Here is a 23,171-nt window from a genome sequence, read left to right as displayed (position 1 = left end):
CCAGCATAAGCAGGCTCCTGTTTGCGGGGCCGGGTGCGGCGCAGGCTCGTTCGTATGACACAGAGCCTGACCCAATCTCCACCGGCGGTGGCGGCTCCGGCATCCGCTTCCGCTACTCGCCGACCGCTCGCCGTGCTGGCCGTGATCCTGCTCGGGCAGTTCATGGCGGTGCTGGATGCCTCCATTGTCAATGTCGCCATCCCGGCGATTCGAACTTCACTGCACGCCACGGGATCCGGGCTGCAGCTCATCGTGTCCGGCTATGTGATCGCCTATGCGGTGCTGCTGGTGACCGGCGCCCGGCTGGGTGATCGGTTCGGACAGCGGAATATGTTCCTGTCCGGACTCGCCATCTTCACCCTCGCATCGCTGATTTGCGGGCTCGCGTGGAATACCGATGCGCTCATCGTGTTCCGCTTCCTGCAGGGCATCGGCTCGGCGGCCATGGTGCCGCAGGTCATGACACTGATCCAGAAGACCTTCACCGGAACCACTCGGGCGCGGGCACTTTCGGCATACGGAGCCATTATTTCCGGGGCCATGGTGATCGGGCAGATCGTCGGCGGGCTCATTGTCAGCGCCGATCTGGCCGGAACCAGTTGGCGTGGCGTGTTTCTGGTGAACGTGCCGATCGGGCTGGCACTGCTGGCCATCGCACCGCAGACCCTGCCCGCCGCAACGGCGCGACTGGAACGCAAGCTGGATCTGGCGGGTCTGGCGGTGCTGACACCGGCGGTGCTGCTGCTGGTACTGCCGCTGGTCCTCGGACACGAACAGCACTGGCCGGTGTGGACCTGGCTCGCATTCGGCGGCGCCGCAGCAGGATTCGCGGGCTTCGCCATGGTCGAGCGCTGGGTGCACCGGCGCGGCGGGGAACCGCTCTTCGCCGACCGGGTCCTGCGCGCACCGGGCCTCATGCTCACCGCCGTCACCCTGCTGCTGGTCATGTGCACATTCGGCGGATGGCTGTTTGTCATGGCAATCCACCTGCAGAGCACCCTCGGCTACAGCGCACTGCACGCCGGCCTGCTGTTCATCCCGATGGGTGTGGCCTTCGCGATCGCCAGCATGTACTGGCAGCGCATTCCGGCGCGCTTGCACGCGATCATGATTCCGGCCGGGCTGGTGCTGGCCGCGAGCACCATGGTGATCATGGGCCTGCTGCTCCGCGACGGCGCGGCGATGGGCCCGCTGGAGCTGACCGTCTTCGGTTTCATGGGTGTCGGATTCGGGCTCTCGTTCAGTCCGCTCATGAGCCGCACCACCGCCAAGATCCCGGTCGCGCTGGCGTCCGACGCCAGCGGCATCCTGGTCACCAATGTGCAATTGGGCGTTGTGATCGGCATTGCGAGCTTCGGTTCGGTCTTCCTGAGTCTGGCCGGAAAGACAGTGCTGTCGGCCTCGCACGCGGTCGGCGTCACCGCCATCGCCGAAGGCATTACCGTGCTGGTCGCAGCCGGTTTCGCCGCTCGTGCGGCGCGATGACCTGACCGCACAAAACCACCAGGACTCTGGAAGTCTGAGGGGCGCCCCCGCCGGGGCGCCCCTTTTTCGACATTCCCTATGCACTGAATTGCATAGTACGTCGAGTCTCAGTTACCCTGGCCGCATGGCCCTCGAACACGCGCTATTGGTATCGCTGACCGAACGCGCGAGCTCGGGCTACGACCTGGCCCGCCGGTTCGACAAATCCATCGGCTTCTTCTGGAACGCCACCCACCAGCAGATCTATCGCGTGCTCAAGCGCATGGAAGAGCAGGGCTGGGTGACCGCCGAAGCCGTCGCGCAGGAGGGCCGCCCCGATAAGCGGGTCTACACCGTCAGCGACGCGGGCCGCGGTGAACTCACCCGCTGGATCGCCGCACCCGGCGATGCCGGGCCCATGCGCAATGAACTCGGCGTGAAGCTGCGTGCCGCCTCGCTCGGCGACGTCCCCGCGCTGGCCGCCGAATTCCAGCGGCACCGCGACGAGCACGCCCACCGCCTCGATCTCTACCGGACCTTCGAGAAGAAGGACTACCCCGCGCCGGATCAGCTCTCCGGCCGCACCCTGCACCAGTACCTCGTACTGCGCGGTGGCATCCGCGTCGAAGAGGGTTTTGTCGACTGGTGCGACGAAGTACTTGCCGGCCTGCACAAAGACAATCCTGATGGCCTCCGCGACCCAGCCCGGTCGCAGGCGTCCGACCCGAAAGGCACTGCGCGATGAGCGCTTACCCGCATCTGTTCGAACCCCTGGACCTGGGATTCACCACACTGCGCAATCGCGTGGTCATGGGTTCCATGCACACCGGCCTCGAAGACCGGGCCTGGCATACCAACCGGCTGGCGGCCTACTTCGCCGAACGCGCCCATGGCGGAGTCGGTCTCATCATCACCGGCGGTTACGCGCCCAACCGCACCGGCTGGCTGATGCCGTTCGGCGCGAAGATGACCAATAAGACCGAGGCCTACCGCCACCGTGTCATCACCAAGGCGGTGCACGCCGAGGGCGGCAAGATCGCGCTGCAGATCCTGCACGCGGGCCGCTACTCCTATATGCCCGGCAGTGTTTCGGCCTCCTCCATCAAGGCGCCGATCAATCCGCTGCGCCCGCGCGCGCTGTCGTCCAAGGGCGTCGAGCAGACCATCGACGATTACGCGCGCTGCGCGTCGCTGGCCAAGTTCGCCGGCTACGACGGTGTCGAAATCATGGGTGGTGAAGGGTATTTCATCAACCAGTTCCTGGCGCCGCGCACCAATAAGCGCAAGGACAAGTGGGGCGGTTCGTCGGAGAACCGCCGCCGCATCGCCAGTGAGATCGTGCGCCGGGTGCGCAAGGCCGTCGGCCCGGACTTCATCATCGTCTTCCGGCTCTCCATGGCCGATTTCGTGGAGAACGGGCAGACCTGGGACGAGATCGCCGCTGTCGCAAAGGATGTGGAGGCCGCCGGGGCCACCATTATCAATACCGATATCGGCTGGCACGAGGCGCGGGTGCCCACCATCGTCACCTCGGTGCCGCGTGGCGCCTTCGTCAAGTGGACCGCGAAGGTCAAGGACGAGGTGAGCATTCCGGTGTGCGCCTCCAACCGCATCAATATGCCGGAGACCGCGGAGGAAATCCTCACCCGCGGCGATTCGCATCTGGTGTCGCTGGCCCGCCCCCTGCTCGCCGATCCGGACTGGGCGCGCAAGGCCCAGGAGGAGCGCGATGACGAGATCAATACCTGCATCGCCTGCAACCAGGCCTGCCTGGACCACGCATTCCAGATGAAAACCGTGTCCTGCCTGCTGAATCCGCGCGCCGGCCACGAGACCGAACTGCAGCTGCTGCCGACCCGGCGCACCCGGAAATTCGCCGTTGTCGGCGCGGGCCCGGCCGGACTGTCGGCAGCGGTGAGCCTGGCGCAGCGCGGGCACGTCGTGGACCTGTTCGAGGCCGATGACAAGATCGGCGGCCAGTTCGATATCGCCCGCCGCATCCCGGGCAAGGAGGAGTTCAGCGAGACCCTCCGCTACTACACGCGCCAGATCGAAATCACCGGCGTGCGAGTGCATCTCAACACCAAGGCCACCGCGCAGCAGCTCATCGACGGCGGCTACGACGAGATCATCCTGGCCACCGGCGTGAAACCGCGCATTCCGAACATCCCCGGCGTAGACCACCCGAAGGTACTCACCTACGCTGAACTGGTGCGTGAGGGCAAGCCCGTCGGCAAGAAGGTCGCGGTCATCGGCGCCGGCGGTATCGGCTTCGATGTCAGCGAGTTCCTCACTGTCGAAGGCCATCCCAGCCTCAAGCTCGACGAGTGGGAAGAGGAGTGGGGCGTGTCCGACGATCCGAATATGCGCGGCTTCCTCACCACCCCCAAGCCCTCCCCCGCCGCCCGCGAGGTGGTCCTGCTGCAGCGCAAGTCCTCCTCCTTCGGCAAGGACCTCGGCAAGACCAGCGGCTGGGTGCACCGCGCCGCCGTCAAGGCCAAGGGCGTCGAGCAGATCGGCGGCGTGAACTACGAGCGCATCGACGATCGCGGCCTGCACATCAGCTTCGGCGAGAAGCGGCAGCGCCCCACCGTCATCGAGTGCGACAACGTAATCCTGTGCGCCGGACAGGAATCGGTCCGGGATCTGGAAGCGCCGCTGCAGGCCGCGGGCGTCAAGACGCATCTCATCGGCGGCGCCGACTTCGCCTCCGAACTCGATGCCAAGCGCGCCATCAACCAGGGCACCCGGCTGGCGGCAGCACTCTGATGCCCACTCTCACCCGCCTGGGCCTGCCCGGAAACGAGCAGGCCTGGGCGGCTCTGGGTTTCACCAGCACCCGCGGTGAGATCCGCATCGGCCATGTCACCTGCACCCTGGGTGAGCCCGGCTGGGGCTTCGACGAAACCCATTCCGACCCAGCGCAACTCGGCGTGCCGTATCTGACGTCCGATACCGGGCGCGCGCCGGGCAATCCGGGCGGTATGCATGCGGCGGGCAATAATCGCGCGGCGACTCTGGCCGAACAGCCGAGCCCGCACGCCAATGGGGTCACGATCGTCGACCACGTCGTGTACTGGGTGCCGGACCTGGACCGGGCCGCCACCGATCTCACTGCGGTGCTGGGCATTCCGCCGCGCCGCCGCTTCTTCCCGCGCGGCCCGGACGGACCCGAGATGGCCTTCTATCGCGTCGGTGAGCCCTTCATCGAAGCGGTGAGTTACGGCGGTCCGCCCGCGCTGCTCGGCGTCGCCTTCCTGACTCCCGATCTGGACGCCGCCGTCGCCGCCGTCCGCGCGGCGGGCGGACCCATCGGCGACCCCAAACCGGCGGTGCAGGGCGGTCGTATCGCCAGTGTCTGGCGCGGGCATGTCAACTGGGGCATCGCCTTCATGGAGCCCAAGCCGCGCAACTGAGCCGCGCCCGGCTCGCCGCCGGGATTCATGGGTAGGCTGCCTAGTCGTGAGCTTGCCTGCGCCTACCGCTGATAATCGTGCCGTCGTGACCGGAGCTTCCTCGGGGATCGGAACCGCCCTGGCCGAGGAACTCGCCTCGCGGGGCTATTCGCTGATTCTCGTCGCCCGCCGCGGTGAGCTGCTGGCCGAGCTGGCGCAGCGGCTGACCGAGCGCTACGGCATCACCGCCGAGGTGCGCGCGGTGGATCTGTCGAATCGGGAGCAGCGGGCGCCGCTGGCACAGGAGCTGGCATCGCGGAATATCGCGATTCTGTGCAATAACGCCGGTGTCGCCACCTTCGGACCGCTGGCCAAGCTGGACCTGGCATTCGAGCGCGACATCATGGAGCTCAATGCCGTCGCGGTGCACGACCTTTCGCTGGCCGTCATGCCGGGCATGATCGAGCGCCGCGCGGGCGGCATTCTCATCACCGGTTCCGCGGCCGGCAATATGCCGATCCCGAACAATGCCACCTACGCGGCCAGCAAGGCCTTCACCAACAGCTTCTCCGAATCGCTGCGCGGTGAGCTCAAGGAGTACGGCGTGCACGTCACGCTGCTGGCGCCCGGTCCGGTGCGCACCGACAATCCGGATCAGGAAGAGGTCGGCACCAAGATTCCGGAGTTCATCTGGGTCACCGCCGCGCACACCGCCAAGATCACCATCGACGCGCTCGCCCGCAATAAGATGCGCGTGGTCCCGGGCCTGATCAGCAAGGGTATGAGCCTGGCCGGGCAGTTCGGCCCGCGCTCGCTCACCTCGGTGGTCGTCGGGGCGGCGTACAAGAAGATGGGTAACTGACCGAATCCCGTCAAGATCAGCCGCCCGGGTGTAAAGGCCGTGTAGCCGGAAGTCTCCGGCTACCCGAACCGGCGTAGTCCTGAGATCGGCCCCGCATACGGAATAGCGGGGACGCACACAGGAGACACCGTGACGCTGCTCGAGATCTTCCCGTCGCTGCGGTCGGGAGGCATGCTCCCCCGCCTCGATCCGGCGGTCTGGCCGCGTGAGACCCACTACGACAATGACGGGCGCATTACCGTCGGCGGCGTGGCGCTGGCCGATATCGCGGATCAATACGGCACTCCTACCTATGTCCTGGACGAGGGCGAGGTGCGCGACCGCTGCCAGGCCTACCGGCGGCGCTTTCCGGACGCCGAGATCATCTACGCCGGCAAGGCGCTGCTGACCCGGGCGGTGGCCGAATGGGTCACCGACGAGGGCCTGTCCATCGATGTGTGCTCGGCCGGGGAACTGGCTGTGGCACTGTCCTCCTGGACCGATCCGGAGCGAATCGTGCTGCACGGCAACGGTAAACCGTTCGCCGAACTGGAGACCGCGATCAATTGCGGTATCGGCCGGGTCGTCATCGATTCGCTGACCGAGATCACGCTGCTGTCCGCGCTGGCCACCAAGCCGCAGCGGGTGCTGCTGCGCATCTGCCCCGATATCGACGTGCACGGCCATCCGGCGGTGCGCACCGGTGTCACCGATCAGAAATTCGGCTTCGCCATCGGCAGCCACGCCCTGTCCGAGGCCGTGGAACGGATTGTGCGGCAACCGAATCTGGAGTTCGCCGGGCTGCACTGCCATATCGGCTCACAGATCTACGACACCTTCCCCTACGGTGAGGCCGTGCGGCGGATGATCTCCGAAATGGCGCGCATTCGCGACGATTACGGCGTCACCCTCACCGATCTCGATCTCGGTGGCGGGCATGCCGTCGCCTACCGCCCCGGTGACGCCGAGATGAATCTGGCCGAACTCGCCGACATCATCGAGGACTCCCTCGACGCGGCCTGTGCGCGCTACGGGTTCCCGCGCCCCCGCATCGCGCTCGAGCCCGGCCGCGCCATTGTCGCGCGCGCGGGCGTGACCCTCTACCGGGTGCTGTCCATCAAACACGTCGAGGGCGGGCGCACCTTCGTCACCGTGGACGGCGGTATGAGCGACAATCCGCGCGTGGCCCTGTACGGCGCGCACTACGAGGCCGTGGTCGCCAACCGCCACCCCACCGGCCCGCATATGACGGCCAGCATCGCCGGGCGCTACTGCGAAGCCGGTGACATCCTCGCCACCGACGTCCGCCTCCCCGCCGACCTGCGCCCCGGCGAAGTCCTGGCCATGCCCTGCACCGGGGCCTACCACCACAGCCTGGCCTCCTCCTACAACGGTGTGGGCCGCCCCCCGATCGTCGCCGTCCGCGATGGCAGCAGCCGCGAACTGGTCCGCCGCGAAACCATCGAAGACCTCATGCGCCGCGACATCGGCCACTGATCTCCGTGACTACCGCTTGCGGGTGCCGAAGATGCTGCGGCTGATTTCGCGGCCGGCGACGGTGGCCGCTGAGCGGAGGAAGTTCTTGAAAGCGGGGTTGTTGACGACCTTCTCGGCCATCGACTCGTCCTCCGGGGCAGGCTTCGGCGCGCGTCCGGACTTCGCCGGGGCCTGGGCGGCCGCCTCGTCCGCCGAGGCGGCGACCTTCGCCGTCAGGATCTCGTAGGCCGATTCCCGGTCGATGGTCTGGCCGTATTTGCTGTACAGCGTGGATTGCTGTGCGCTGGCGCGGATTCCGTCGTCGCCGATGGTGTCCATGAGCGAGCGCGGCGGCTGCATGCGCGCCCAGGCCACCGGGGTCGGGGCGCCCTTCTCCGACAGCACCGTCACCACCGCCTCACCGATGCCCAGTGAGGTCAGCGCCTTTTCGAGGTCGTACGTGGCGGTCTTGGGGTAGGTGCGCACCGTCTTCGACAGCGCCGCCTGATCCTCCGGCGTGAACGCGCGCAGCGCGTGCTGAATGCGCGCACCCAGTTGGGAGAGCACGGAATTCGGGATATCCGTGGGCAGCTGGGTGCAGAAGAACACGCCGACCCCCTTGGAGCGGATGAGCTTCACCGTCTGCTCCACCTGCTGCAGGAACGCCTTCGACGCCCCGCTGAAGAGCAGATGCGCCTCGTCGAAGATGAAGACCAGCTTCGGCTTGTCCATATCGCCGATCTCCGGCAGCGTCTGGAACAGGTCGGCCAGCACCCACATGAGGAACGTGGAGAACATCTGCGGCCGCGAGGCCTGCGCGCCCAGTTCGAACAGGGTGATCACACCCTGCCCGCCGGCGATGCGCATGAGGTCGGCCGGATCCATCTCCGGCTCACCGAAGAAGGTGTCGCCGCCATCGGCCTCCAGATTGACCAGGGCCCGCAGGATCACACCGGCGGTGGTCGCGGAGACGCCGCCGATGCCCTTCAGATCCTCCTTGCCCTCCGGGCTGGTGAGGAACTGGATCACCGAGCGCAGATCCTTCAGATCCAGCAGCGCCAGCCCGTTCTTGTCCGCCCAGTGGAAGATGAGCCCGAGCGTGGACTCCTGAGTCTCGTTGAGCCCCAGCACCTTCGAAAGCAGGATCGGGCCGAATGCGGTGATGGTGGCGCGAATCGGCACCCCGATCCCCTCGGTGCCCAGTGAGACGAACTCGCACGGGAAGCCGGAGGGCTTCCAATCGACCGCACCGGTCTCCTGGGCTCGCGCGATCAGCTTGTCGTTCGACTCGCCCGGCCGCAGCAGCCCCGAGAGGTCGCCCTTGATATCGGCGACCACCACCGGAACACCGGCGGCCGACAACTGCTCGGCAATGCCCTGCACCGTTTTGGTCTTACCGGTACCGGTCGCGCCCGCCACGAGGCCGTGCCGGTTCATGGTCTTCATCGGAATCCGCACGCGCGCATCGGGATGCACCTTGCCGTCCACGATCACAGTGCCCAGCTCCAGCGCCAGCCCCTCGAACGCGTACCCCGCGGCGATCTCACGCGCGGCCAGCTCATCCGGTGACGTCGCGGCGTCGGCCGTCGAGTCCTCTTTCGCAGCAGCGGGTTTCGCGCTCGCCGACGCACCGGCCTTCGTATCGGCAGCCTGCGCCGCGGCCTCCTGCTCGGCCGCTTCCTTCTCCGCGGCTTCGACCGCGGCGGTCGCTTCCGCAGCGATCCGCGCCGCGTCCTCCGCCGCCTTACGTGCCGCCGCTACTTTGTCCTGCGGGGTGGTCATCGCGATTCCTCCGTCTGCTCTGCCAACTACGACTGCTCTGTGAACTGTCCTGCCAACAACGCCGACCGCATGGAGCACGGATCTGCAGAGAACGATACTGCCCGGTCGGATCGCTACGGCTGCCCGACGCGGCCGGGTGCGGGGGTCGGCGAGAGCGAAACGACTAACCTTTGGCGAGTGTCAGACAAATACGTGGTGTGGATGGATTGCGAGATGACCGGCCTACGCCTGGACAGCGACAAGCTGATCGAGGTGGCCGTGCTCGTGACCGACAGTGAGCTCAATATCCTCGGCGAGGGCGTGGACATCGTCATCCACGCCGATGACGCCGCTCTCGCGGCCATGCCGCCGGTGGTCACCGAGATGCATGCCCGGTCGGGGCTCACCGAAGAGGTTCGCGCCTCGACCGTCACCATGGCCGAGGCCGAGCAGCAGGTCCTCGAATACATCAAGAAGTACGTCCCGGCCCCGCGCACCGCGCCGCTGGCCGGCAATTCGATCGCCACCGATCGCGGTTTCCTCGCCCGCGATATGCCCGCCCTCGACGCACACCTGCACTACCGCATGATCGATGTGAGTTCCATCAAGGAATTGGCCCGCCGCTGGTACCCGCGCATCTACTTCGGCCAGCCGGAGAAGGGCCTCTCGCACCGCGCCCTCGCGGACATCAAGGAGTCGATCCGCGAACTGCAGTACTACCGCCGCACCGCCTTCGTGCCCGCACCCGGCCCGTCAACGGCGGAAATCGCCGCGGTGGCGGCCGAGCTCAGTGCCCCGAAACCGACCGGAAATACCGCGTAACCAGCCGATTAGGTACTCCGGGGAGGATCGCGATACGATCTACCGCGCCGGAAACACACCGGCAATGGTGACCGTAGTTCAGTTGGTAGAGCACCAGGTTGTGATCCTGGATGTCGCGGGTTCGAGTCCCGTCGGTCACCCCGAGGAAGAGGCCCCGGTCCATTGGACCGGGGCCTCTTTCGTCTCCGCTCCCCGCGCCTTCTCCGGTCTTAACCGGGGCGTGTTCTCGTTTAACGGCTGTCGTGTCCTACAAAGAACCAAGATCACCAATGTGAGATCGGTCTCGAGTCGCTACGATCATGCCGCGACACTGTCACCGGATGCAATGGTGCACAACGTGATCGAGGGCCCGAGTCATCTCGGGTATGCGGTACGAGGAGGATTCCCCATGGTTGACCGCGAAAACGAGACACGACAACCGCTGTCCATCGAGGGCGGCGCCACACCACGGAACCCGACACTCATCGGCCGCGACGGCGAACTGGCGGAATTGCGCGAGTTGCTCACCCGCCGATCCGTGCGGTTGCTCACCCTCACCGGACCGGCCGGTGTCGGCAAGAGTCGTTTGATCCGAGAAGTATTGTCCGGCAGAGAATTCCGCGATACGACAATCGTCGTCGAACTGGCGGAGGCAATGGACAGGGCGGGCGCCGCGCAAGCGGTCGAGGCCGCGCTGCCCAGCACGCCGGCCGCACAGCCCGGCACGCCAGCCGCACAGCCCGGCACGCCGTTCGACGCGGCGGCGCCGCTCTTCGTGAACGTCACCGCGGACCGCGACCGAGTTCTCCTGCTGGACAACTGCGATCGAGTCGCCGCCGATATCGCCCCGGACGTGGGACGACTACTCGAGCGGTGTCCGGACACCATGGTCGTGGTGACCAGCCGGGTGCCGCTGCGATTACCCGGCGAGCACGGAATGCTGGTGCGCCCGCTGGCCGTGGACGGCGGTGCGGATATCTCCTACTACCCCGCGTCATCGCCCGCCTCGCAACTCCTGCTCGACAGTATCGACAGCTACTACCGCGGCCAGCATTCCCTGGCCGACCGGCTGGTCCTGGATGAAATCGTCCGGGAACTGGACGGAGTGCCGCTGGCCCTGGAATTGGCGGCCACCGAAATCGCCCGGATCGGGCCGATACGCACGCTGCGCCGCATCAAGGCGGGTGTGGACCTGCCGTCACCGTTCTATCGCCCCGGACCCGCCCGGCACCGCACCATGCACGATGCGGTGGATTGGACCGTGGCCGACCTCGACGCACCCGTCGTCGATCTGCTGCTGCGGCTCTCCCTGTTCGAGTCGCCCTTCGATATCGAACTCGCACACCAGGTCAGCGACCTGCCGCGGGATTCGACCACCGCCGCCCTGACCACGCTGTCGGAGCGCGGACTGCTCGATCGCATCGAATCGGGCGCCGATGCCGGGGCCTACCGGGTCAGCGGCACCGTGCGCGGCTACTGCCGCCGGGTGTGCGAGGCCGAACCGGCCCGCGCGGATCAATTGCGCCAGGAGCACACCGACCGTCTACTGCTCGCGGCCGAGCAGATCGGCCCCCGATTGAACCGGCGAGATCGGGCCGGTGAGACCTCTGGGCCGGTGGTCGGCCTGCTCACCGCGGTCCACCACCTGATCGATCTCGGCCAGCCCGAACAGGCCATCGAAACCGTGGCCATGCTGGATTCGGTCTGGTTCCAGCACGGGCACGTGCGGGAATTGGAGTCGGTGCTGATCGAGGTGCTCACCGACCGCCGCGACACCCTGAGCGGACTGTCCGGACCGCTGTGCCTGGAGCTGCTGGGGTTGTGGGCGCTGCGGACCGAGCGGCCGCGCCGTGCGGCGCGCATTCTGGCCGAGGCCGCGACCGCATACCGGACCGCCGGCGAGGAGGTCCGGGCGCTCCGGGTCGGCATGCCGCTGGCATCGGCACTGAGCGCGCTGGGCAATTCCCGTGCCGCGAAACGGCACCTGCGCGCCGCTCTACCGCTTTCGAGCCGACTACCCGAGCGATCGGTGGCCTGGCTGCCGATCGCGAAGGCGATCATGGAACTTCCGCAGCCCCCACGCCGGGCGGACACCACCTGGACCGCGGTGCGCGACCGGGTCCGGCAGAGCGATACCTCGATCCGGCCGGCGGCGCTGAACACCCTGGCCCGCAGTCAGATCAGCACCGAGACCACCGATCGGGCGCTGGAGCTCTTCCGCGAGGTGCTCGGTTACGAGGATCTCGCCGACCATCTGCTCGCCGCCGTCGTCGCGGTCGAGGGTTGCGCTGTCGTGTACGACGCCGCCGGGCCCGAATATGTCGAATATGCCGCCACACTCGCCCTGGCCGCCCGAAATCTCCGTGTGGCACACCAGATTCCACCGCTCGACGCCGAGGATCCGGAACTTCCCGTCGACAGCTACCGAATTGCACTCGGGGAACACGCTTTCCACGCCGCCACGGTGGTCGCGGCCCATCTGGGGTTGACGGAGGCGGCGGCCTATATCCGATCGGCGCCGACGCCGGTCCCGCCCGACAGCTCACCGCTGACCGCGCTCACCGCACGGCAGCGCGAAATCGCCCTGCTGGTCGCGACCGGCATGACCAACCGGATGATCGCGACGCATCTGCGCATCTCGGAGTGGACCGTGGTGAACCACGTGCGCCACATCATGATCAAGCTGGAGTGCCCGTCCCGTCTGCACATCGCCCTCGTGGTGGAGCGGGACGCCGGATCCGACAGCGGCATCGAGCCGCCCGAGTCCGCCGGGCCCAAACCGGATTTCGCGCCGCCCTCGCGGCAATTCACCGAACGCTGACAAGAACTTGTCATCTTACGAAATCGCTGATCACCGTTTTGACAGGGACCCGAACCGATGCGATCTTAATATCCGAAGATAGTTGTAATACCTTGCGCGAAGCAACTATTCAGCGGAACGGACATGACTGCGCCCCGGCAACGCCGCCGCTCGTTTTCGTGATCCATGGATTTCGAAGTTTAGGAAACCCGATGATGATCGTTGCCGATTTCTCCGCCGCGCGAGCACAGCTGGACCGGATTGCCGGATTGTTCGACGAGAGCACCATGTCACTGGCGGCGGCCAGGCGACGCCGGGCGGGCGAACGCGTGACACGGACCCGCGCCCGGGATGCCAGTGTCGATTTCGAGGTCCTCGAGGCCCGGACCGATATCACCCAGATACTGGATTCCTGGGCGGCCCTGGTGACACACGAGCGCGCGGTCCGCCCGCCCGCCACCCGCGATGTCGTCGAGCTCACCAGATTCCTTGCCGTGCACCTGGACTGGCTGATCGCGCATCCGGCCGCCGACGACTTCGCCGCGGAGATAGCGGAACTCACCGCACGCGCGGTCGATGCCGTGGACACCGACCGCTACGCGGTGACGCCGCGGGCGTGCGCGATGCCCGGCTGCGCCGGCAGCCTGACCGTGTCCGGTGACGGTGAAAACCCTTTACTCGATTGCGAGTTCGGACATTCCTGGGAGGCCGGACAATGGCTCGCCATGACCACGGAACCGGCACTGGCACAACTGTGCGACGGACAGCGCAGAATGGTGCCGACAAAAGCCGCGGCCATTGCGCTGAAGGTATCCGAAGCCACCATCAGGCAATGGGTGCGCCGCGGCAAACTGACCCGATACGGCCCCGCGCATCGCGCGGAATTCGATATTACGGAATTGGCCGCACTGCTGGCGGCCGATCCCCGCACACAAACCGGTTAGCGACACAAACGGTTAGCGGTCACCAGGATTCGATGACCAGCCGCATATCGCGGTGCAGCAGATGCCAGACGGTGTGGAAACTGTCCAGCAGCGGTGAGGCGACGTAGTCGAGTTCACCGCCGTCGATCCGCTGCACCGCGGTGCGCAGCCGCGCCGGATAGCCGTCCCACAGCGGAAAGGCGGCGGCGAGCGCGTCGATCACATCCGCGACCTCACCGAACAGGGTCACCAGCGGCGCGGCCTTCGCGGCCGACCGATCCCGCTGGAATCCGGTGACCACATCCTTCATCCGGCCGTCGGCCTGCTCGAACAGGCCGAGCAATTCGAGAATGCGGGCCCGCCCGGCGGTATCCACCTGACGGCAGACCGCCGCCAGTTCGACCTGGGCGGCCTGCTCCCCCGCCGGGGTGAGTCCTGCCAGCTCGCCGCGGGGCGTGTCGACGATCTTGAACAGGGCCGCCCCCGCCGGGGTGACCTCGTACGAGAAGCGGTCCAGGCCGATCCATCCGGCGACGCGCAGAGCGTGCAGTGCGCGCGTGCGGTCGGGTATCAGGACGTCGCTGTTGTTCACGATGGTCATCGGGATGCCTCCGATCGGGATGTGATGGTTTCGCGCAGCGCCAGTACGGCCCGCACGTACCGCTGCTGTGCCGGCGCGGCGATGACATAGCGCAGCGGGATCTCCGGAAGATCTGTCCGCCACGGTGTTTCGGCGTCGCCGGGTGGACAGACGAAGGCGACTCCGGCATAGCGAGCCGCTGCCGCGGCCAGCTGCGGGTCATCGGTGACCACGATCGCCGATGCGGGTATCCGGGCCGGGTCCGTCGCCGGATCCAGCTGTACCGCTTCAGGTTCCGCCCCGAACAGGTCCTCGGCCGACCCGAGGACCTCGGTATCCTCCGGTGCGCCGATGAGGTCACCGGGCCAGCCCGCCATGCCGCCCTCGGCGAGCGGCACCGCGCCGAGCCAGACCCGGCCGGTGGTGCCGCAGACGGTGACCGTCGCCGCACCCGCCCGCGCGAGCCAGTCCGGATCGGTGAAGACCGCACCGACCACGGCGGGCCGCCCCAATTCCCGGGCCACCACGGCGGCATGCGAACCCGAGCCGCCCTCCAGGGTCACCACCGCCACCGCGTGCACCATGCCCATGAAGTCCTCCGGTTCGGTCCGGGGACGAAGCAGTACGGTCGCCTCCGGACCGCCGTCGAGCGCGGCGGCGGAGTCCCGCACCAGCCGGCCGGTGGCGACACCGGTCGAGGCGGCGATACCGGTGGCGAGCAGCGGGGCGTGGCCCGCGACGGCGCACGGCGGCGCCTCGGCGAACAGCGCGTCCAGCCGCAGTCGCCGCAGGGCCTCCGCACGATCGAGGATTCCGGCCCGCCACGCGTCGACCGCGACGGTGTTGTGCACCTGATCCGCGGCGATCGCCGGACGCACCTGGACCAGCCACAGCGTGCCGTGCTCGACGACGAATTCCACCTCGACCATGACGCTGAGCCAGCTGAACAGCTCATCGGTGTAGGCGGTGAGTTCGGCGTGCGCGGTGGGGACGGCGGCGGCGAGCTGCTGGACGGCGGCGGGTGTGGCGGTGCCGGCGACCAGCGATTCACCGGTCCGCTCACCGAGGAACTCACCGTGCAGCCCGCGCACCCCCGTCAGCGGATCGTGACTGAACACCACACCGCTGCCGCTGCTGCTGCCCGCCGTTCCGTAGGCCATCGCCTGGATCACCACGGAGGGCCGGTCCTGCTCCGAAATCCCGTGCACGGCACGGTATTCCCGGGCCCGCTGATTGTTCCACGAGGCCGCGACGGCATCCACCGCGAGCTTCACCTGCGCGACCGGGGTGCCAGGAAACTCCCGGCCGGTGGCCCCCTCGAAGGCGGCGACCAACCGGGCGTACGTATCGAAGGTCGCCTGCTCCGCCTCATCGGTCTCGATGCCCGCGATATGGCGGCAGAGCCCGCGAGCTCCGGTGATCACCATGTCCCACGCCGTACCCGCGCCGCCCAGCCGTTCCGCCAGGGCGGGTACGTCGGCGGGCGAAATACCCACGCCCAATAGCGTATCCATCATTCCGGGCATGCTCACCGGTGCGCTGGAGCGCACCGCGAAGGCCACCGAGGCCGGGTCGACGCCCATGACCTCGGCGGCCTCGGCCCGCAGCGCTGCGAGCAGCTCCTCGACCTCCCGTTCCGGAATATCGTGCCGATCCAGTACCGCGCTCTCCAGAATCCGGAAAGGCGGTACGGCGTAATGCATATCGCGCAGCTTGGTCAGGAAGAAGCCCTTGCCGCCGAAGCGGGCCCGGGAACTCTCCGGTGTCTCGAATCGCTCAACGACTTGGCGCATGACCATCCACGGGGTTCAGGCCGAACAGTGGGGAACCCACGCCGACGAACAGTTCCTTACCGGTACTCACGCCGGTGACGAGGTCGTTCCAGAGCTCGACGCGGCGCGGTTTGCCACTGGTGGTGCGCGGAATCGCCAAGGGCTTCATGGTGATCAGCGCCGCGCCGTTCGACTCCAGGCCCATCCGGCGCAGCACGCCCAGGGCCGCCTCCACACCGTCCTCGGGCACCCGCTGCTGGAAGACGACCAGACTGGAGACCTTGCCCGTCATCTCCATATCGCGCAGCACCACGCTGATCTTGTCGTGGTGGATTCTGAGCCGCTCGGCGATCAGCAGTTCGATGTCCTCCGCGGTGATGAACGTGCCGTTCACCTTGACCGCATTGCCCATTCGGCCCAGCACGTAGATCTCGTCACCGCTGCGGAAGCCGAGATCGCCGGTGTAGTGGATATCGGGCGCCTCGTCGGCCTCACCGGGTTGCTGCTCGTCGAGGTAGCCGCTGAACAGTCCGGGCGACTGCACCGCCAGCTCGCCCACCTGCCCGTCGGGCAGCGCCAGCCGATCGGAGTCGACGACGGTGACGCGGGCGCCGGGCAGTTCCCGCCCGCAGGACACCACCAGGTGCGCCCCCTCCGGCAGCGGTTCACCGTCGGTGAGCGTGCGCCGTGCGAGCACGTCGACCTCGGCGTGATCGGTGAGCGTCCGGTGGTCGACGGCCAATGCGGTCGGCATATCGACGAGATCGGAAACCGTGATGGCCAAGGTGGTTTCGGCCATGCCGTAGCCCGGCTTCACGGTCAGCGCGGACAGTCCGTGCGGGGCCAGCAGTTCGTGGAACGCGCGCACCGCGCTGAAATTGATCCGGTCCGAGCCGACGATCAGCGTGCGCCAGTTCGAGAAGTCCATGCCCTGCAGGCTGTCCCGGCCGACCAGTCGCGTAATGCGCTCGAGCGCGAAGTTCGGCATGGCGGAGTTGTTGACGCCGTGCTTGCCGAACAGTTCCAGATAGAGCAGCGGCCGCCGCACGAAATGCTCGGGCCGCATGAGCCAGGTGTCCTGCTCCCAGAGCAGCGGTGAGAGGAAGGTGCCGATCAGACCCATATCGTGGTGCAGCGGTAGCCAGGAGCCGAAGCTCGCGGTCTTGTGCGCGGTGCGGTCGTGGAACACGGTCCGGAGCATCTGCGCGTGCGCGATCACCGCGCGCGAACTGATCCGGACCGCGCGCGGCAGACTGCTGGATCCGGAGGTGAACTGGATGATCGCCGTCTCGTCGTCGATCGGCGGATCCAGTGTCGCACTGCCGCCGATCGGCATCTCGGCGGTCGAGTCGATCAGCATGCGCGGCAGTGGAAATCCCGATTCCCGCAGCGCGGCAAGGGTGGTCGATTCGGCCACCACCGCGACCGGGTCCAGCACCCGCAGCCGGGACAGCTGCCCGGTCACACCGCTGTCGGGCAGCCCGGCCGGTGCGACCACCGTGGGGATGGCGCCGACGATCAGCGCCCCGAAGAAGAACTTCGGGAATTCCCGGCAGGTCGGCAGTACCAGCGCGATCCGGTCACCGCGCACGACGCCCAGATCCCGCAGGTAGTCCGCGACGCCCAGGGCGGCGCCCGCCATGTCGTCGTAGGTTTGGCCCTCCCATTCGCGCCCGGTGTAGAAGCGCAGGATGCCCTCGTTCTCGCGCTCGCCGATCCAGTCGACTATCGATCTCACAGCGCCTCCCCGACCGGATCCGGATTGTGTTGCGCCCGATAGACCCGCTGGATGAGCGCCACCAGATCGCCTACGGTGACCACATTCTGGATCTCCTCGTTGTCGATGAGCTCGATCCCGTACTCCTCCTCGACCCGGGTCATGGCCTCCATGAGCGAGAGCGAGTCGATGTCGATATCGTCGCGGATGGAATCGGTCAGTCGCAGATCCAGGCGCGGCCGGCCGATGGCCAGCTTGTCCTCGATGATCGCGAGCACCTGCTCGGGATCGGCGATCAGGACGAAAGTTTCATTCTCAGTGGACAATTCGCACCTCTCCTGTGTCTCCGTTCACGTACACCCGTTGTCCCGGCTTGATATCTCCGGCCAGCGGATGGGATACGACCGCCGGTATGCCGAGCTCGCGGCAGATGATGGCGATATGTGAGTACTGACTGCCGCGGGCCGTCACGACCGCGCCGACGAACGGCAGGATGGGGATGACATTGGCGTCGGCGCTCTCGCACGCCAGTACCGCGCCCTTCATGGTCGGCATCTCGCCGAGCCCGATGGCAATGCCGTCGCACACCCCGGCCGAGACGCCGCGCGGCTCGCGAGCGGGCTGGAATTCCGCGGGCGCGCCAGGCGAAAGATCCAGGTAGTCGGGCATGTCGACGGCCAGCGCGTCCTCACAGGCTTCGCGGCGAGCCTCGATCTCGGCCCGGTCCGGCGGAGTACCGCGCAGCTCGCTCATGGTGAGGTACGGCCAATCGGCCGCACCGACGCCGCGCAGTGCCGCGAGCGCGGGGACGAAGCGGCGATGAGCGTGCAGCAGTCGCATGGCCAGCGACTTACTGTGCTCGCGCAGCGCCATCACATCGCCGAGAAACAGTACGGTGGCGTCGATTCCGGCGCCGCGCCAGCGCCCGCTCATGCCGATGAGCGCCTCGCGCGGTGAGAGATCCGGTTCGTCGCGCACGGCCGAAGCGCTGTGCCCCATGGGCGGAATCACGAAATCCGCCCAGGGCAGCGCGTCATCGGCGATCTCGTAGAAGGGCCGCTCGACGAAGCGCGACGGGCCGTCCGGAATCGGGGCCAGTTCGGTTATGCGCCCCCAGGGCAGTTCCGCGGGTTCCTTGAGCCAGTTGGTGATTCGATTGCCGCCGCGCACCAGTCGCCCGACGACATTGCGCTGCAATACTTCCGCGGCGATCGATCCGGAGGTGCCGATGATGTGCAGATGCCAGGCCCGCTCGAGCAGGGTGTTGCCGTGCGCCGCCAATTCGCCTATGCGCCAGGCGGCGTCGGCGTCCAGAACGGCGTCGACCTCCTGCTCGTAGTCGAACACCTGCTGTTCCAGCTCGATCACGCGCGGCCGCAGCTCGACCAGTTCACGCAGCATGCGAGCGGTCGCGCCATTGCGCCGCAGCGCGCCGGGCCGATGCGCCAGCGCGGACACCGGTGGCGCGATGCCCTCGAAGTAGGCGGCCGTAACGTCCTCGGGCGTCAGGAGATTCACGTGTTCGGCGATATGACAGTAGGCCGTGAGATTGTGGTACGGGCGGCAGTTGAAGTAGCCGGTGAAGACGTAGTTCGAGCCGGTGGCCCAGCGCTGGGCGCCGAGGATGTCCCGGATGAACTGGCGGGTGCCGAGTTCCATCGGCCGGCCGACCAGCGACCACGACATGGGCGAGAGCCGCTTGGGCGCGATCTCACCGAAGTTGCCGGCCGAGTACACCCGCAGACTCGGATGCGCATAGGTGTCGACCCGGCAGTGCTGGAAGGTCATCGCAGTACTCCCATCCCTGCTGACGGCAGCGCGGCGAGCACGGCGGGTCGCAGTTCACCCAGTGCGGACGGTGAACGCAGTACACCCGAATCACGCAGGGCCACACCTGTTTCCATGATGTAGTCGGACTTCGACGTGATATCCGGATTCGGCAGCGAATCGAAGATCGACGGATCGAATTCGAACAGCGGGCGGGCATAGTCCATGACTTCCTCCTCCACCCCGAAGCGCCGGGTCAGCGCGCGCTGCATCCAGGTGGGACCGAACGAGTCGACAACCCTGGGCAGTACGCCCCAGGGACGGCACAGCCGCTCCAGCACCGCGGCCAGGGTCGGCCGTTCCGGATCGAAATAGGTACAGGCACTGCGATGTTCGGCGCTCACCACGAGATCGCGGATCACCGCCGCCGCGATATCGACATCGGCGGCATAGACCGGGAAGCGGCCGCAGTTCTCGAGCGGCACCGGAAGGCCGCTGAGCACGTGCGGCAGCACCGAGACCGGTCCGCCGTGCCGCGGAATCACCTCGGACGGCGCGGAACCGAGCAGTGTGCCCAGCCGCAGAATGCTCACCGGCACCCGGCGCTCCCGGCGGGCGATGAGCTCGCCGCGATACTTGGCGTACTCGTACCAGTTCCGGAAGGTCTGCCCGCGGCTGAGATCGCGATTGGTGATCGATCCGCTCGCCCGGCCCAGCGCCAGCACCGAGGACACGTACACCACCCGCCGCACCGAATCGACGGATGCGGCGAAGTCCATGACATTGCGGGTGCCGTTGACGTGGACGTTCACCACGCCGGCCGGATCGGCTCCCATATTCACCGAGCCGAAGCAGCACACCACGACCTCGATATCACCGAGCTCGCCGAGCGTCTCGGCGCTCAGGCCGAGACCGGGCGAGTTCACATCGCCCATGACAGCCGCACCGTGGCAGGCCTTTCCGCCGCGACTGAGCTCGATGATCCGATGCCCGTCGGCGGCCAGCACCCGCCCGACCGCGCGGCCGAGATATCCCGAGGCGCCGATAACCAGGACCTTCATGCGAACCTCCCCAGGGGCAGATACGGCAGCACCTCGGGTTCGGCCGCGGCCCCGAGGCCGAAGGCGATATCGATGATGTCCTCCACCGAAGTGGCCGGGCACCAGCCGTCGGTCAGTTCCATCAATCGGGTCCTCTCGAAAATGCGGTCGATCGACACGTAGCGCAGGCCGAACAGGCGATTGCCCATCTCCCGGTTCCACCTGGCGTATTTGAGGCCCATGTTCTCGGCCATGCGCAGTGCGCGGTCGGGTGCGGTGATCAGCCGGGGCGGGTCGTAGCGGCCCTCGACATCCTTGGACTGCAGCAGCGCCAGCAGCGCGGCCATGGTGGGCGCGTACTCACCGGCGCACAGCTGGACGATCGCGCCGCCCCGCCAGGCCTGGAATCCGGTTGCGGCGCCGTGACTCAGCAGCCGGATCATGCCCTCGCCGATGACATCGCGCGGCAGAATGTCGACCCGTGCGCCCGGCCGCACCGGCAGTACCGGCAGCTGACCCGAGGACATGGGCGCCACCAGCTGATACAGCGAACTCCACCGCGTGGTCGAATGCGATCGGGAACCACCGATGACACCGCCGATCCGGACGATCAGTACGGGGTGGTCGTCCGCGGCGGCCTCGCGCATCAGATGGTTCTCCGCGAACCACTTGCTCAGTTCGTAGGGCGTGCGGTCCTCGTGCGGGGGATGCAGATCCTCGGCGATATAGCCGGCCATGGTGCCCGCCACATACGCCGTGCTGACATAGACATACGGCACCGGGCGCCCGAGTCGTTCGGAGAGCTTGCGCGCCAGGGCCAGACCGTTCATCGCACCGAGATAGTTGACCCGATCCATCGCGGCCTGGGAGGCGGTCCAGTCGACGATGCCGGCCAGATTCACCACCGCGTCCACGTCGCCGAGCGCCTCGAGGTCGGAATCGCCTAGCGCCCAGTGCTTTTCGGTGATGTCACCGACCACCTGGGCGTCCACGCCACCGGGGCGCGCCAGATCGGCGCGCACGCGGCGGCGCACCAGCGCGGTGGTGCGCATGGGAGCGACCGCCTGGGCGACGGCCTCGGACAACCCCCGGCCGACCTGACCGCTCAGCCCGGCCGCCAGCAGTCTGGGCGCGGAAATACCTTGGCGCGGAATACTTTCGGAAATCATGACAGTCATTGCGAGATACTCACCAGCCGGTCGTAGAGGTCGGGATTGCCGCGCAGCGAATCGGTGATGATGGCCAGCATCATCTCGTCGGTGCCCGCGCCGATGCGGGACACCCGAATGTCGTTCCAGAACTGCCCGAACGGCGTCTCCCGGGGCAGATACCCGGGGCCGCCGAAGACCTGCATGGCCTCGCTGATCAGCCGTTCGCCCGCTCGGGCCGCACACAGTTTCACCGCGGCGATGCGGCTCATGAGCTGGCGATCGAGCGGTCCGGACATCACATCGCGGGCCAGCGTCTGCACCGCGCCGGAGAGCACTTCGGTCTCGGCCTTCAGCTCCGCGAGCCGGAAGGCGATGTACTGGTGTTCGCGCAGCCGCTTGCCGAATTGCTCACGCCGCTCGGCATGTTCGACGGCGAGGCTGATGGCGGTGGCACAGCCCCCGGCCACCTGGGCGGAGATCGCCAGCCGCTCGAAGGACAGGCCGTAGTTCAGATTGAGCACCCCGAGCCCGGCGCGGCCGACGGTGGCCTCGCGGTCCACCTCCACGTGATCGAAGTCCACCACCACGGTATCGAGCGCGTGAGTGCCCAATTTCTCGTGCTCGCGCACGATCTCGACATCCTTCAGCGGCACCGCGATGGTCGCGTGCCGCTCGGTCGGGACGCCCGCGGCGGTCGCGATCCGGCACAGCACAATCGCGAAATCCGCTACGGCGCCGAGGGATACGTACTTCTTGCGACCGGAGATGGACCAGCCCGAGCCGGTCGGTGTTGCCAGGCAGGACACCGCCGAGAGATCACTGCCGCCCCGGGGCTCGCTGGCCGCGATGCAGCCCACCGCCTGCCCGTCGAGGGCCCGCTCCCGCAGTCCCACAAGGTAATCCGAGGCGCCGAAGCGGTGCAGCAGCGACAGTACGGTCTCGGTGTGCAGTGAGACGCCGATGGCGATGCCGGCCGGCGCCCGCCCCGCCAGTTCCTCACCCATGCGGACGCCGAACAGCACATCACCCGCGCCGTTGCCGATGGGCGTCCAGCGCCGGCGCAGCACGCCTGCCTCGCCCAGATGCTCCAGCACTGGGCGCGGGAATCTGGTTCGGCCCGGATCGACCTCGACCGAGTCCACCGCCTTCTGGACGAGGGAACCCAGGTCGCCGGGTGCCGGGAGCGTTGTTTCGACGGTCATTGGTCTCCATTCCGTCGCTGTCGCGGAACCGCGCGGTCGTGCGGGAATCCCGCAGCCGAACTGTGGCCGGTGGGCGAGAGCTGAATCGAGGAAATGGAACGGCCCGGTGAAATCGGTTGCCTGTTCCAGGATTTGATGCGAATCGGCGAATGTACGCACGAATGGCGCAAATTCAGCGTGACACACTCGGCGGACGTCGTCAACAGAATCCGTTTCTATTGACGGAAACGCAGATCGTGTGTCACGCTGATTTCGCGGCACTCCTGTGCTCATCCGAGCCGGTTCAGCGCTCACGCAGCTCCCGGCCGATTCTCTGAAACACCCTCTGGTACTTGCCTTTTCGTGCCCATATCAGGTTTCCGCCCGCTACGTGGCAGTTTCCGGAGGCCGGCGCCCGGCATGACAGAATCTTGCTATACGGAGAAAAGTCGAAATGACGGATATTAATCCCGCAACACAAACGCTTTCGGCACAATGGGTC

18 protein-coding genes and 1 tRNA gene are annotated in these 23,171 nt (G+C 67.2%); 10 read left to right on the top strand and 9 right to left on the bottom strand.

Annotated features, from left to right (window positions below; genetic code table 11):
• Positions 1-54: 54 nt before the first annotated feature.
• The 6 genes from OG326_RS09845 to lysA all read left to right on the top strand — a co-directional run bounded on the left by OG326_RS09845 (position 55) and on the right by lysA (position 7,197).
• Complete coding sequence (locus OG326_RS09845) at positions 55-1,485, top strand: MFS transporter (RefSeq protein WP_327144308.1); 1,431 nt, start codon at positions 55-57, stop codon at positions 1,483-1,485.
• A 124-nt stretch (positions 1,486-1,609) separates the two neighbouring features.
• Positions 1,610-2,209 (top strand): PadR family transcriptional regulator, encoded by a 600-nt coding sequence (locus tag OG326_RS09840; protein ID WP_327144307.1) that lies wholly within the window; start codon positions 1,610-1,612, stop codon positions 2,207-2,209.
• Positions 2,206-4,233: an NADPH-dependent 2,4-dienoyl-CoA reductase gene (locus OG326_RS09835; protein WP_327144306.1), complete on the top strand. Its 2,028-nt coding sequence runs from the start codon at positions 2,206-2,208 to the stop codon at positions 4,231-4,233. The genes OG326_RS09840 and OG326_RS09835 overlap by 4 nt, the downstream gene beginning before the upstream one ends.
• Positions 4,233-4,880, top strand: coding sequence for a VOC family protein (locus tag OG326_RS09830; RefSeq protein WP_327144305.1), 648 nt, complete (start codon positions 4,233-4,235; stop codon positions 4,878-4,880). The genes OG326_RS09835 and OG326_RS09830 overlap by 1 nt, the downstream gene beginning before the upstream one ends.
• Positions 4,881-4,926: 46 nt before the next feature.
• Entirely contained in the window at positions 4,927-5,721 is a 795-nt protein-coding gene (gene cmrA / locus OG326_RS09825; RefSeq protein WP_327144304.1) for a mycolate reductase, read from the top strand.
• Positions 5,722-5,850: 129 nt separating this feature from the next.
• Complete coding sequence (gene lysA, locus OG326_RS09820; protein WP_327144303.1) at positions 5,851-7,197, top strand: diaminopimelate decarboxylase; 1,347 nt, start codon at positions 5,851-5,853, stop codon at positions 7,195-7,197.
• A 9-nt stretch (positions 7,198-7,206) separates the two neighbouring features.
• Here the strand turns inward: lysA and OG326_RS09815 are convergent, their stop codons facing one another.
• A complete protein-coding gene (locus OG326_RS09815; RefSeq protein ID WP_327144302.1) occupies positions 7,207-8,958 on the bottom strand; it encodes a helicase HerA-like domain-containing protein in 1,752 nt (583 codons plus the stop codon).
• Positions 8,959-9,135: 177 nt separating this feature from the next.
• On the opposite strand from OG326_RS09815, the gene orn reads away from it, so the two are divergent.
• From orn to OG326_RS09795, 4 genes are all read left to right on the top strand, one after another.
• The gene (orn, locus tag OG326_RS09810) at positions 9,136-9,759 is read left to right on the top strand and encodes an oligoribonuclease (protein WP_327144301.1); all 624 of its coding nucleotides are present in this window, start codon (positions 9,136-9,138) and stop codon (positions 9,757-9,759) included.
• A 67-nt stretch (positions 9,760-9,826) separates the two neighbouring features.
• Positions 9,827-9,899 (top strand) — tRNA-His (locus tag OG326_RS09805).
• Between the two features lie 248 nt (positions 9,900-10,147).
• The gene (locus tag OG326_RS09800; RefSeq protein WP_327144299.1) at positions 10,148-12,559 is read left to right on the top strand and encodes an ATP-binding protein; all 2,412 of its coding nucleotides are present in this window, start codon (positions 10,148-10,150) and stop codon (positions 12,557-12,559) included.
• A gap of 191 nt (positions 12,560-12,750) precedes the next feature.
• Entirely contained in the window at positions 12,751-13,482 is a 732-nt protein-coding gene (locus OG326_RS09795) for a hypothetical protein (RefSeq protein ID WP_327144298.1), read from the top strand.
• Between the two features lie 19 nt (positions 13,483-13,501).
• Here the strand turns inward: OG326_RS09795 and OG326_RS09790 are convergent, their stop codons facing one another.
• From OG326_RS09790 to OG326_RS09755, 8 genes are read right to left on the bottom strand one after another with little or no spacing between them, the layout of a single operon-like run.
• Positions 13,502-14,062 (bottom strand): hypothetical protein, encoded by a 561-nt coding sequence (locus tag OG326_RS09790; RefSeq protein WP_327144297.1) that lies wholly within the window; start codon positions 14,060-14,062, stop codon positions 13,502-13,504.
• Positions 14,059-15,834 (bottom strand): PEP/pyruvate-binding domain-containing protein, encoded by a 1,776-nt coding sequence (locus tag OG326_RS09785; RefSeq protein ID WP_327144296.1) that lies wholly within the window; start codon positions 15,832-15,834, stop codon positions 14,059-14,061. The genes OG326_RS09790 and OG326_RS09785 overlap by 4 nt, the downstream gene beginning before the upstream one ends.
• Entirely contained in the window at positions 15,818-17,551 is a 1,734-nt protein-coding gene (locus OG326_RS09780) for an AMP-binding protein (protein WP_327144295.1), read from the bottom strand. The genes OG326_RS09785 and OG326_RS09780 overlap by 17 nt, the downstream gene beginning before the upstream one ends.
• Complete coding sequence (locus tag OG326_RS09775; RefSeq protein ID WP_327144294.1) at positions 17,548-17,856, bottom strand: phosphopantetheine-binding protein; 309 nt, start codon at positions 17,854-17,856, stop codon at positions 17,548-17,550. The genes OG326_RS09780 and OG326_RS09775 overlap by 4 nt, the downstream gene beginning before the upstream one ends.
• Complete coding sequence (locus OG326_RS09770; protein ID WP_327144293.1) at positions 17,846-19,318, bottom strand: PEP-utilizing enzyme; 1,473 nt, start codon at positions 19,316-19,318, stop codon at positions 17,846-17,848. The genes OG326_RS09775 and OG326_RS09770 overlap by 11 nt, the downstream gene beginning before the upstream one ends.
• Entirely contained in the window at positions 19,315-20,358 is a 1,044-nt protein-coding gene (locus OG326_RS09765) for an SDR family oxidoreductase (RefSeq protein ID WP_327144292.1), read from the bottom strand. Before OG326_RS09765 ends, OG326_RS09770 begins: the two co-directional genes overlap by 4 nt.
• The gene (locus tag OG326_RS09760) at positions 20,355-21,515 is read right to left on the bottom strand and encodes an SDR family oxidoreductase (protein WP_327144291.1); all 1,161 of its coding nucleotides are present in this window, start codon (positions 21,513-21,515) and stop codon (positions 20,355-20,357) included. Before OG326_RS09760 ends, OG326_RS09765 begins: the two co-directional genes overlap by 4 nt.
• Positions 21,512-22,690, bottom strand: a complete 1,179-nt coding sequence (locus OG326_RS09755) for an acyl-CoA dehydrogenase family protein (protein ID WP_327144290.1) — start codon at positions 22,688-22,690, stop codon at positions 21,512-21,514. Before OG326_RS09755 ends, OG326_RS09760 begins: the two co-directional genes overlap by 4 nt.
• Positions 22,691-23,171: the final 481 nt, after the last annotated feature.

The organism is Nocardia sp. NBC_01327, from assembly GCF_035958815.1.
In the GTDB taxonomy this organism is placed as follows: domain Bacteria; phylum Actinomycetota; class Actinomycetes; order Mycobacteriales; family Mycobacteriaceae; genus Nocardia.
Note: the sequence above shows the minus strand (reverse complement) of the source record. Positions and strands in the feature narration are given on the sequence as shown.